Source organism: Pedobacter sp. UC225_65 (assembly GCF_042698365.1).
In the GTDB taxonomy this organism is placed as follows: domain Bacteria; phylum Bacteroidota; class Bacteroidia; order Sphingobacteriales; family Sphingobacteriaceae; genus Pedobacter.
On record NZ_CP170550.1, the window covers coordinates 1,221,287 to 1,233,791 of the forward strand.

Annotated in this window: 11 protein-coding genes and 2 pseudogenes; 3 read left to right on the forward strand and 10 right to left on the reverse strand. The window is 37.8% G+C overall.

What is annotated here, in order from left to right; genetic code table 11:
• Positions 1-30: 30 nt before the first annotated feature.
• From ACFJIZ_RS06415 to ACFJIZ_RS06425, 3 genes and pseudogenes are all read left to right on the forward strand, one after another.
• Positions 31-1,587: a DUF6850 family outer membrane beta-barrel protein gene (locus ACFJIZ_RS06415; protein WP_379091663.1), complete on the forward strand. Its 1,557-nt coding sequence runs from the start codon at positions 31-33 to the stop codon at positions 1,585-1,587.
• Positions 1,588-1,591: 4 nt separating this feature from the next.
• Positions 1,592-2,730 (forward strand): annotated as a pseudogene (locus ACFJIZ_RS06420) (cytochrome-c peroxidase).
• A gap of 76 nt (positions 2,731-2,806) precedes the next feature.
• Positions 2,807-3,172, forward strand: a complete 366-nt coding sequence (locus ACFJIZ_RS06425) for a response regulator (protein ID WP_379091664.1) — start codon at positions 2,807-2,809, stop codon at positions 3,170-3,172.
• A gap of 500 nt (positions 3,173-3,672) precedes the next feature.
• Here ACFJIZ_RS06425 and dinB read toward each other — a convergent pair.
• From dinB to ACFJIZ_RS06475, 10 genes and pseudogenes are all read right to left on the reverse strand, one after another.
• A pseudogene (dinB, locus tag ACFJIZ_RS06430) lies at positions 3,673-5,741 on the reverse strand (DNA polymerase IV).
• Positions 5,742-5,764: 23 nt separating this feature from the next.
• A complete protein-coding gene (locus ACFJIZ_RS06435; RefSeq protein ID WP_379091665.1) occupies positions 5,765-6,511 on the reverse strand; it encodes a hypothetical protein in 747 nt (248 codons plus the stop codon).
• Positions 6,512-6,549: 38 nt separating this feature from the next.
• On the reverse strand, positions 6,550-7,233 hold the full coding sequence (locus tag ACFJIZ_RS06440) for a pseudouridine synthase (RefSeq protein WP_379091666.1): 684 nt from the start codon (positions 7,231-7,233) through the stop codon (positions 6,550-6,552).
• 75 nt (positions 7,234-7,308) lie between these two features.
• Positions 7,309-8,118 (reverse strand): histone deacetylase, encoded by an 810-nt coding sequence (locus ACFJIZ_RS06445; RefSeq protein ID WP_379091667.1) that lies wholly within the window; start codon positions 8,116-8,118, stop codon positions 7,309-7,311.
• Positions 8,119-8,267: 149 nt separating this feature from the next.
• Positions 8,268-9,128, reverse strand: a complete 861-nt coding sequence (locus tag ACFJIZ_RS06450; protein ID WP_379091668.1) for a bestrophin family protein — start codon at positions 9,126-9,128, stop codon at positions 8,268-8,270.
• Entirely contained in the window at positions 9,125-10,411 is a 1,287-nt protein-coding gene (gene kynU, locus ACFJIZ_RS06455) for a kynureninase (protein ID WP_379091669.1), read from the reverse strand. The genes ACFJIZ_RS06450 and kynU overlap by 4 nt, the downstream gene beginning before the upstream one ends.
• Positions 10,412-10,499: 88 nt before the next feature.
• Positions 10,500-10,988: a pyridoxamine 5'-phosphate oxidase family protein gene (locus tag ACFJIZ_RS06460; protein ID WP_379091670.1), complete on the reverse strand. Its 489-nt coding sequence runs from the start codon at positions 10,986-10,988 to the stop codon at positions 10,500-10,502.
• A 91-nt stretch (positions 10,989-11,079) separates the two neighbouring features.
• The gene (locus ACFJIZ_RS06465) at positions 11,080-11,685 is read right to left on the reverse strand and encodes a DNA-3-methyladenine glycosylase (protein WP_379091671.1); all 606 of its coding nucleotides are present in this window, start codon (positions 11,683-11,685) and stop codon (positions 11,080-11,082) included.
• Positions 11,678-12,154 (reverse strand): GAF domain-containing protein, encoded by a 477-nt coding sequence (locus ACFJIZ_RS06470; protein WP_379091672.1) that lies wholly within the window; start codon positions 12,152-12,154, stop codon positions 11,678-11,680. Before ACFJIZ_RS06470 ends, ACFJIZ_RS06465 begins: the two co-directional genes overlap by 8 nt.
• 83 nt (positions 12,155-12,237) lie before the next feature.
• Positions 12,238-12,426, reverse strand: a complete 189-nt coding sequence (locus tag ACFJIZ_RS06475) for a PLDc N-terminal domain-containing protein (protein ID WP_379091673.1) — start codon at positions 12,424-12,426, stop codon at positions 12,238-12,240.
• Positions 12,427-12,505: the final 79 nt, after the last annotated feature.

Below are 12,505 nucleotides of genomic sequence, written 5' to 3' on the forward strand. Positions count from 1 at the left end.
ATGTTTTTATTCAGCTACTGCATTTCTATTATGAAAAAAATCCAGTTCACCTTCATTCTGTTAATTAGCTTTTGCGCTAATTTGTTTGCTCAAAAAGACTCTGTTCGTAATGTTGTACAGCAAAGGCAACTTTATTTTTCGGATTCTACAACAACCTTAACTTATAATTTCAGTAAGTTAAGCCCACTATTTATAAACAATCTCATGCCCAAACAGACCAGTAGAATTTCTATTGGACATCAATTGGAAAAGGGAAAATTTGTAGAAGCACAAGGTAGCACTCAAACAAATACAGCATTTTTAAGCTCTGAGGGTGTAACAGAACTAAAAGGCATCAGACTGTTTGGCTCTTTTTATTATAAAAAAGTATTTGAAGACAGCACCCGTTTTGCTCATCAAACCAGAAACAATACAACAACTCCATATTATTATGGTTCTCCCGCCAACAATCATTATGAAAGATCTATATATGATTTTAAGGTTCTTGGTGCCAAAAATATCTTATCTGATAAATTTACAGTTGGACTAGGTTTAGATTATCACATTGCAGACCATTTCTCCAATAATGACCCTAGAGGTTCTGTTAAAGAATATCAACTGAATACGAAAGCCTCATTAAGTTATAACTTTAACCAAAATATTAGACTAGGTTTAGGTTATCTATTAGGATATGGTCAGGAAAAGGTTACTATTGGCTATAAAAACAGAACATATTATGAAAGTCTAACTTCTCCAACCTATGTTAATTACCTGATCAATGGTTATGGAGAGCCTATACCTAAGACCAACAAAAGAAATTACAATGATTTTCAAAATCGCTCAGGTATGGAGGCTTCCTTTGAAATGGCAAATACAAAATTTGGATCATTTTATCTTCATGGCTCTCAGGTAGATGAAAAACAAGTTTATGACTATCGGACAGGTGAAGAAATAACCGAGCTATCACATTATAACCTTTCAAAATTGAACTTAAATCTGTTGTGGATAAAGCCTGTGGCCAAGGGAAAATTAAGTACACATCTCACTTATGAGAATTTAACAGGAGAAGACTATAACCTAAATTATTTAGCTAAAAACTATCTGTTTACTGGTAATGAGCTTAACCTTAACATCAACTATACTCTATCAAAAAGTAAAACCACTTATAACTACCTTATTGGTTCAACAATAGCTGATCAAGAAAGGATTGACGGTATTACCGGAAATAAGGTATACTTTAAGAATATCTTATTTAATGCTGGCTTCGGTTTTAATCATCAAATAGCTAATCATAAATCTTTTGGTTTAAGTTTAGGTGCAAATTATGGTCTACCACTAGCTGATAGTTTTATGGTAAGTCCGGCCAACGAAAGTTACTTTACCAAATATGTAATTTTCCATAACTATCTGTACAATACTGCAAGTAGATATGGTGGAACTTTTAGTGGAAATTATAGTTTCCCATTTTACAATACCATGCAGGCTGCTGTGGCATTTAACTTCACTTACAGTGAAAATAGTAAAATGAAAAACCTGCAACGTTCCTTGGTTACAACTCCTGGAAACGATAGATTTTTTAGTAATATCAGCTTTAATCTGTATTTTTGACCCAATGAATAAAGTATTGCCAAGTTTAGCTATCATTTTAGCTTTTTTACTATTTCTCTCTTTTCGGTCTACAGAATTTAAGATTGGCGATGACATTCCTGTCGATTCACTTCGCAAAATCTACTCCAAATCTCCAAACCAATGGCCAAAGCCAACGGTCGATTCAGGGGTTAACTACAAAGAGCTAGGCTTGCTCCCTCCTTCTCCTTTGGATTTAAAGGACGAATCAATCAAAAAGATTGTCAATCTGGGCAAAATATTGTTCTTTGATCCAAGGTTATCTTCTTCTGATCAGATTTCTTGTTCAAGTTGTCATGTGCCCGACCTCAATTGGGCCGATGGCAGGGAAGTATCCATTGGCCATGACCATGCCGTAAATACCCGTAATGCACCTTCTTTAGAAAATGTTTGGTTCTATAAACGTCTATTCTGGGATGGACGAGCAGAAAGCTTAGAAGACCAGGCACATGGTCCTTTAACTTCTTCAATAGAAATGCACCAGGACATGAAGGTGCTACCCAAAAAATTAAAAAAATCAAAGGTTATAGCGCATTGTTTACAGCAGCTTTTGGCGATGACAAAATCAATACAGAACGTATCTTTAAAAGTTTGGCAGATTATCAGCGTACGATCGTTAGCAGAAAATCTGACTTTGACCGTTTTTTAGAGGGCGACAAAAACAGCTTAACCGACCAACAGTTGGTAGGGCTACATTTGTTCAGAACCAAGGCCCGTTGTGTCAATTGCCACAATGGCCCTTTATTTACCGATAACGATTTCCATAATGTAGGGCTTACCTATTATGGCAGAAAATACGAGGACCTAGGTTTATATAACGTTACTAAAAAACCAGAAGATGTGGGTAAATTCAAAACGCCTGGACTACGCAATGTAATGCGTACAGGTCCTTGGTTCCATAATGGGCTATTTGGCGACATGGATGGCATTATGAACATGTACAATGTAGGTATGCCAGTACAAAGAGTAAAACCAGAGCAGGAAAAAGATCCATTGTTACCTAAAAACGATAAACTATTACGTGGTTTGAGGTTAAGCAAAGGCGAAAGAGAGGCAGTGATTGCCTTTCTCAATGCCATAACTACAGCTCCTTGGAAAGATAGACCTCCTGTTCTACCCAAATAATGACAATCACTAATCATTTAATTTCCTTCAAATCCATCTCTTTTCTTTAACAGAAAATTGCTTTATATTTAAGCCCATGAAAAAGCGCATATTGGTAGTAGAGAACAATAAGGACATCCTTGAATTGATCTCGTTGATTCTGACTGAGGAAGGATATGAACTGAGCTTATTTACAAATGAAACTGATATCTTTGAACATATCAAAACTTTTGAACCTGATGCTATCTTACTGGATATCGTTAAACCGACTTTAGAAGGAACTGAACTTTGTAGACAATTGAAAGAAGCTGAAGGAACCAGTCATATTCCTGTAATTGTTTTATCTACACACCCACATATCCAAAAAGTAAAAGAAATCTGCGCAGACGAAATTGTACCTAAGCCTTTTGATATTGATAGTTTATTAGAGGTGTTACAAGAACAATTGAAAAATGTAAGTTAGTGAAACCAAAGCCTGGTCACCTCTGTTGAACTTAATCATTTAATCAAACCTGTGGTTCATCATGCTTTTTAGGCATAACCTCTTTCTGGTTAAGCTCTTGCTCTAGATCTTTCTAATCCTTTCTATTGCGTTTCACTACAAAATATACAAAAGCGATTACGGCTACAACTACGATGGCTATAATTACGATATTGATCTTCATCTGTTATGATTTTACTTGAGTAGTTAATCTACTTTGCTAATAATTAAAAATAGAACTCTTTTGTTTACTTTAAATTAAATAAAGGTTAATTGTTAACTTTTTATTTAATAATGAGATGTTGATTCCAGATCATCTTCTTTCTGATATTTTCATTAGCCTCTCCCAAACAGACCTCATCCGTTGCACACTAAATGAGGGCTAATTCCAACACCTCGTCATTTGCACAAAAGAACAATCTTACAACTATCTAGTTGTATCAAAAGTAGTTATGGTATATTTACAGAAGATTAAACTAACATTAATCCATAGGGAACAACGATTGTTGATAGCCATCGAAGCGGTCTCTGATTTTCACTTCACCAAAATTGGAGAAACCTACGCCTAAAAGTCTTATTTTTTTTCCATCTAAGTCGAGGTGATGCAACAGTTTCTTTGTTTCTGTCAAAACTTCATCCAAATCTTTGATTGGGCTTGAAAAAGAAATACTTCTGGTTACCTGCTTAAAATCAGCAAATTTGATTTTGAGCGTAACCGTACGGCCATAAATCTGGTAGTGCTGCAAACGTTTAAAGGCAGATTTTGCAATCTGTTCTAACCAGTCGTTCAACTCTTCACCTTTATCCAGATCATAAGAAAATGTATCTTCGGCACTGATGGATTTGATTTCTTGATGCGCCTGTACCTGACGATTGTCTATCCCTCTTACAATATTGTAAAAGAACTTTCCTGTTTTACCGAATAGTTGCATCAACCTTTGTTCGCTCAACTTTTTCAGGTCGGCTCCAGTATGTAGCCCTTGTCGTTTCATCTTTTCGGCAGTAACCTTACCTACGCCAAAAAACTTCTCTACTGGCAGTTTTTCCATGAATTTTTCCATTTTAGATGGACCTATAAAAGTCAACCCATCAGGTTTGTTCATATCTGATGCAATTTTAGCCGCAAATTTATTGATAGAAACACCAGCCGAGGCAGTCAAGTGAAGTTCGTCTTTAATGGCCTGTTTGATCTGCTCTGCAATGGTTATGGCAGAACCTATACCCAATTTATCCTCACTCACATCCAAATAAGCTTCATCTAAAGAAAGTGGTTCTATGAGGTCAGTATATCGACCAAATATCTCCCTGATCTTCTCGATACTTCTTTATAGGCATCAAACCTTGGTCGTACAAAAATAGCATAGGGACAAAGCTGTTGTGCTTTTTTAGAAGTCATGGCCGATCGAATACCAAATTTACGCGCTTCGTAACTTGCCGTAGCCACTACCCCACCTCTACCCTCTGGCGAACCTCCAACCACCAAAGGCTTTCCTCGATATTCTGGAAAATCGCGTTGCTCTACAGACGCATAAAAGGCATCCATATCAATGTGGATGATCTTGCGGACTATATTTCTGCTTTCATTTTCCATGCTTATTGTAGGATGTATTGCTGATAAGCTCGATCCCGCCCAAAATTGATAATGTTGATTCTGAAACCTTGTACCCTTAAAAACCAATTCAATGAAGCCATTTTTCTCTACCAATACCGTATGATAAATCTTAGCTTCTGGGTTCTTGATCAAACAAAATGAAATCTGTTTATTTTTATCCTCCCAAGTTAATCTGTCTGCCAGCTCATGATTGCGTAGTTTAAAGCCAATCTTCAAATCTGTTGCCATTAACTTACTCCTATACCAGGTTCCTCCGGTTGGGGACACCAATGGTTTACCATTAAAAACAACCACACTATCATTATAGGCGATTATTTGTAAAGCATTCCCTTTAAACTTTAACCAGTCTTTGAGCTTGGTCAAATGTTTTTCACTCTCATAACCATAGGTAGCATCAAGAAATCCGATACGGTTAATCTCATGGTGAATCTGCTTTTGCGAATTGAGATAGCCGAAAATAAAGCTGCCACCACCACTGTGTCCACTTAACATTACCCTAGGGCGATAGCTTTTGTAATAACCCAACAGGTATTCGACCAACTTCCCTATTCTCGCATCGCTATCAATAAATTTCTTTCGCCATGCTGGCCAGCTTTTTAAATTGTTTGCCGCATAAACGACAATGTAATTGGTCTGTTGATCGGTATGACGGATAAAAGCAGTTTGCGAACCGATATGTTGGATATCAAAATGCCAATCTTCTCCTTCTTTTAATATTTTACCAAAGCTTTGCGCGGTGGTATTGCCATTTGGCAGGGCAAAAATAATCAGCTGGGTTGGTTTAGCGGGATTGAACTGAAGGGGTTCGTCAATAGTTAAGGTAATGCCACTATCAATTGCTATCGTTTTTAAAGCCTTCAAACGCGCATCAAAACTAGTTTGTGCCTTTAGGTTCGTATTTAAAAGGAATAGGTAAACGATCAATAAACTGTACCTCATACCTACAAATCTACAATATTCCCTTATTGTTTTTTAGGTGCTCTCCCTAAATTTACAACAGCACCAATACTGAACACAGAATTTCCCGCATTCAGAAATTTTCGACTTTTCAATCCGAAATTACTACCACTGGTGTACTGTAATTGTACCTGCTCGCTTAAAATCATGCGGGTAAAAAATACGGGTTCCAGAAAAATATTGTCTTCGTTTGCCTGTTGGATGCCATTTCGGTAAAAATCATTTGTTTTTACAAAACTCATCCGCAATGCGGTACCATAGTTTAAACCAAAATTGACACCAAATAAGCGGATATTGTCTCTCTTTTTGGAGCTATAGTTTACCTGGATAAATTTTTTATCGTATTTGGCTTCTTGAAAGTCAGTGCTGGTCAAGATCTTGTTTGAGTCAAACTCCCTGAACAACCTTTCACTTTTGCCACTTCCAATCCCTGCGTAGATTTCTAAGATCCTATTATTGTCTGGTCCGAAGGTATTGAAATAACCTGCGCCAAATTCTACCATCTTGTGCTTAACATCCTTTTTAGTGGCTTCATTTTTCAAATAGGCGCCATTGGCCAGCACAGCAACATGATTACTAACGGCATAGGCCGAATTGAAATTGGCATTCCCTTTTAATGAAATGTGTGCACCAGCCGCTATTTCACCCTTTGTGGTTAACATGGGTGTATTGGGTACACTTGGCATATAGATGGAAGAGCAGCCCGTTAACGTCACTAGTAAAATGGGCATGAAACGGAAATATTTGATCATAGGTTGATTGCTAAAACCTATGCTTAACAATTATTATGCTAAATATTGAAACCCATCATATCGGCCACCCTCCTAAACTCGTCCTGTATAGTAGCGTTTAACTTTATCTGTTTACCTGTTATTGGGTGATTAAAAGTAAGTTCTGATGCATGCAACAGCATGGTTGTCATTTCGAATTGTTCTTTAAAAAATTTATTCTGTTTGTTACAGCCATGCTTCCTATCGCCAATGATGGGATAAAAAATATGTGCGAAATGTCTACGCAACTGATGCATCCGTCCTGTTTTTGGAGTAGCTTCTACCAAAGAATAACGTGAGGTTTCATGTTTACCAAATGCCACTGCAATTTCTGCTTTCTGCAAAGTTCTAAATGAAGTAAAAGCTTCTTGCATATTCCCATTCTCTTTGGCCAGCGGATAGTCGATATCCAGTTGGTCTGGAGCATAACCACGTAAAATGGCCAGGTATTTTTTTTCTACCAAGCTCTCTTGAAATTGCTTGTGCATGGCTATTTCAACTTCTTTTTCGAAAGCGAACAACAAAAGTCCACTTGTTTTTCTGTCTAAACGATGTACTGGGCTAACATGACGACCAATTTGATCTCTGAGCAGCTGAAGTGCGAATTCAGTGGCATCATTGGCCATTTTTGAACGATGCACCAACAAACCATGTGGTTTATTGATCGCAATCAGGTCTTCATCTTGGTACACGATTTCTAACATGGGGCGAAGATACGGGAAAACGAGAAAGCTGAAAGCATAAAGCACAAGGCTTTTGTTAATTTCAATACCAATCTGTTAAAAAAACAAATCTGTAGCTACCCTAAAAGTATTACAATGTGCATCTACAATGGTTTTAATAGCTGCAGAATAACCACCTCCCATACTTACCTGAACTGGAACCTGGTGTTTGATACAAGCCTCAAAGACCATGATGTCGCGTTGTTTGCAGGCAGATTTTGTCAAAGCCAATTTCCCTAGCTTATCGGTTTCCAATACATCAACACCAGACAGATAGAAAACAAAATCTGGCTTTTGCTTATCGAATATCAGGGCTAAAGCTTCTTCCAACTTGCCTAAAAATACTTCATCTGTAGTGCCATCTGCCAAAGGAATATCTAAATCAGACTGTTCTTTTCTGAAAGGGAAATTCTTATCACCGTGCATAGAAAAAGTAAATACCCTAGGCTCATGTTGAAAGATTTCTGCTGTTCCATTACCCTGATGAACATCTAAATCTATAATTAAGATACGTTGTGCTAAATTATTATTTAACAAATAGTTGGCAGCAATTGCTTGATCGTTCAATAGACAAAAACCTTCGCCCCAATGGCTACCTGCATGGTGCGTGCCACCGGCCACATTAAAAGCTACACCATATTGTTGTGCATACAAAGCACCATCAATTGTACCTTGTGCAATCCTGATTTCTCGTTCTACCAATTGTGCATTTAATGGGAAACCAATTCTGCGTTGCTCCTTTGCAGGCAATGTCAGATTTTTAAGTTGATGCCAATAGGCTTGCTCGTGCGTGGTTAGGATATGTTCTTCTGCCAATTGACCTGGTGCAAATAAATTCTCTTGTACAATTGTACCTTCATGCAGCAATTGCTCAGGATCAGTTCGTACTTGAGCATGGGAAAGCGATGCCCTTCTGGCAAAGGATGTGCATATAAAGGGTGGTACGCTATTTTTATCATTTCAAGTTAAGAAGTCAGAAATCTATAGTGAGAAGATTTTAGTTAGCTAGCCAAAAATTAACCTAAAATCTCCCCTACGTGTTTTTCGATGTTGTTACAGATCTCATCAACCGGCAGGTCATTGGCATCTGTATTAAATGGATTTTCAATCTCTTCTGCAATCAACTCTAAACTGGCCAATACATATAAGATAAATGGAACGATAGGTACCACAAAATAGCCTAAACTAAATACCCAGCCAAAAGGCAAGGTAATCACATAGATGAAGATGAACTTCTTGATAAAAGCACTATAAGAGTATGGTATGGGTGTATTCCTGATTCTTTCACAACCTCCACAGATATCTGTAAACTGGCTTACATCGGAACTTAAGATGATCAGTTGTTCTTGAGATATCTTATTGTCTTTTTGTAAGGTATAAATTCTGCTTACAATGCTCGTTGCTACCTGATTTGGAATGTGTTTACCCCCATCAATTTCTATCAGGAAGCTATCTTTACCAAAATATTGTTTCTCTCTCAAGTGTTCCTTTAAGGCAAAGGCATATTTAGGTATGGCGTATTTAAAAAAATCTACCTCAGCACTATCTAAATTTAAGGCCTTGATCTTAATGGCCAGGTTACGGCTTACATTGGTCAATGCACCTAATAATTTTCTGCCATCCCACCACCTGTCATAAGAAGTATTTGTTCTGAACACCAACAGCATAGAAATCACAAAACCCAAAAGGTTATGCATCATCCCTACATTTTTGATATAAGTGGTTTCTGCTAACCTTAGATAATTGAGCTCTACATAAGCAATGCCACCCGAAAAAACGGCAACACTGACCATTAAAGGCCATAACTTGATAATGGTATCGGCTTTATGTATGTGAAATATAAAACTGACCCATTCTTTAGGATTGTAATTTATCATTTTAGGGATTGACTGATGTTCAACAATAATTCTCCAGTTCTGTATACGTCTTCAAAACTGTTGTACATGGGTACCGGACTTAGACGAATCACATTCGGCTCACGCCAATCGCCAAGCACATTATGGACTACCAATTGATCAAAAACTTTTTTTCCATCTGCTTTGGCAATGATTGAAACCTGAGCACCTCTATCTTTTTCATTTGCAGGTGTAATTACCTTATATTGCTCTTCTCCTATTTGTTTATTTACCTCATTAATAATGTAAAATAGATAAGCAGTTAAAGTTTTACTTTTATCTCTTAGTGGATTGATAAATCCTGCTTTTTCAAACAATTGTAGCGATGCATGGTACAAGGCCATTGGCATTACCTGTGTGCAGCTCACCTGCCAGCCATCTGCTCCAAGCTCGGGCACAAAGCCTTTTTCCATCTTAAAACGTTGCTCTTCTTGGTAGCCCCACCATCCTGCAAAACGGTTCAAAGAGGTATCATCAAAGTGTTTTTCGTGTACAAAAATACCACTGATTCCACCTGGTCCGGCATTTTGATATTTATAAGAACACCAGCAAGCAAAGTCGATATCCCAATCGTGCAATTGCAAAGGCACATTACCTGCCGCATGGGCCAGATCAAAACCTACTATAGCTCCTGCTTCGTGACCTGCTTTGGTAATGGCTGGCATATCAAACCATTGTCCGGTAAAATAATTAACGCCCCCAAATAACACTAAGGCAATTTCGTCGGCATGATCTGCAATGGCTTGAACAATATCCTCAGTTTGCAAAGTATATGCACCATCTTTTGGATTTACCTCAATGATGGCTTCTTTTGGATCAAAGCCATGAAAACGCACTTGGCTCTCTATTGCATACTGATCCGAAGGAAAAGCTCCGCCTTCCATAATGATCTTGAAACGTTTACTTTTGGGCTGATAAAAGCTAACCATCAGTAAATGAAGGTTTACCGTTAAGGTATTCATTGGACAAACTTCTGCAGGTAATGCACCCACTAAAGGAGCCATTAGTTTTTTGAGTTCTTTATGGTAGTACATCCAAGGCGAATCTCCCTCAAACCAACCCTCTACAGCAAGGTTCTGCCAGTTGTTCAATTGGACATCCAATACCTGTTTTGCTACTTTAGGTTGCAACCCTAATGAATTACCACACAGATAGATAAATTGTTTTCCATTTTGTTGTGGAAATAGGTATTCATTTCGCATTTCTCTTAATGGATCCTGTTGGTCCAGTGCTTGTGCAAAAGTTAAATTATTCTCAAAATTCATGTTCCAATATTAACAAAAAAAAGCCTAACCAGATGGTTAAGCTTCCCATTTTCTTGATAAAATAACTAGGCTGAGATCGTAGATCTTTCTAAAACTTCATACTATCATGTTTACCTATATCTGGCGTATCGCCGGTTACAATGGCTTTGAGCATTTGAAAAGCCACCACCATCTTGCTCGCACTACCATCCCAATATTCTGCTATTGTTGGACTTACTTTGACCAATATCAACCTTGGATCATCCACACCATCAGGAAACCAAGCTTTAACTGCTGGCGAGAAATAAGCCTCTTTTCTAACTTTATCGTCAACAAGTTCAGCCTTGCCATTCACATAAATATAAGTATGATTGGAAGGGTCGCTATAACCCAAATTCACCTCATTTTCTTTAGAGATCTCTTTAGCTTTTGGCGCATACTCGTTGGTAAAAAACCATAAGCTTCCATCTTCTTCTATTTTAGCTGTAGCCATAGGGCGACTATGGAACTGACCTTTTTCATCTACTGTATTGAACATACAGATTCTTACCTTTTCTGCCATTTCTTTAAGTATGGCTATATTTTTTTCGTTTCTCATCGTACAATGTTTAAAAGATAAACATGAAATGAGTTCAAAAGGTTTTAATAATCAGTTCTTAGCTCATGAAGCGCTGACCCTAAAAACCTAACTAAGAATTGGGTTTGCTTACAAAAGGATTGCCCTTGATGTAAAATCGCCAAGGTAGCAAAGCATGGTCTTCAGCATAATCAACCCCAACACGTGGCGAGGCAACAATCTGTTCTGGTTTGAAATGGATGTCATTATCTTCTATCCAAATTTCATCTCCCAACAAATCTTTAGCATTGAGGTTTTTATCAATTCCCATGGCCTTGGCTAGGGCGCCTGGGCCTGCTGTAATACGTGGTGCCAGCTTTTGCATATTTCTACGCTCCAACATGGTCGACAAGCCTTCTATAGGCTCAATGCCTCTAATCAATACTGCATGCGGGTTATTTTCAACGGCGGTAACCACATTAAAAAGATGATGGATGCCATAACATAGGTAAACATAAGAAATTCCGCCAGCTTGGTACATTGGCGCTGTTCTAGGTGTAAAACGTCGGCCATAAGCATGGGAGGCTTTATCTGTTACACCATTATAAGCTTCGGTTTCCACTATGGTTCCACCTGTCAATTGACCATCGATCAACGTAAATAATTGCTTACCTAAAAGTTGGACGGCCAGATCTACTACATCTTCCTGTTGATAAAAAGAATAAGGCAGTTTAGGCATCCAATAACTTAATTATTTGATTAAGGTATTGGCTATCAACTTCATCAAAATGAGCAAGATATTCACTATCTACATCTAAAACACCTATGATTTTTCCACCTTGATAAAGTGGCAAAACGATTTCCGATTTCGAAGCAGACGCACAGGCAATATGTCCAGGAAACTCATCGACATTTGGAACAATCAGCGTTTCCGCTCTTTCCCAAGATGCTCCACAAACCCCCTTGCCTAATTTGATTCGGGTACAAGCAACTGGCCCTTGAAATGGTCCCAATACCAATTCGCCATCCTTAACCAGATAAAAACCGACCCAGAACCAACCAAACTGCTCTTTTAAGGCCGCACAAACATTAGCCAAATTCGCAATGAGATCGGTTTCTCCATAAAGTAAAGCTGTTATCTGAGGAATCAAAGATTGATATTGTTCTTCTTTTGTACCAGTTTTGGTAATCGTTAAGTCTTCGGCCATGATTGTGGTTTAAAATACAAAGTTACGAAATGAGCAAATCAACTGCGTGTATTTTAAATAGATTGACAATAAACAGATAGAAATTATGCGGAAAGCAGGTTTTTTCGCCCCATTACATAATAGAAGAGCAAGCCAAAAAATGGGAAAATTACCACAACATTAGTCCATACCAGTTTTCTAACCCTTTTTTGATGAGGATATTTAGAGATATCGATTACCGCCCAGATGCCCAGCGAAATCCAAATCAAAACAATCAGATAAATGAAAACCATATTTTTTTTCTTTAGACCTAAATATACAAAAAATCATTTAAAACTAACATTTACAAGACTATTCCACAATCTTCCTCTA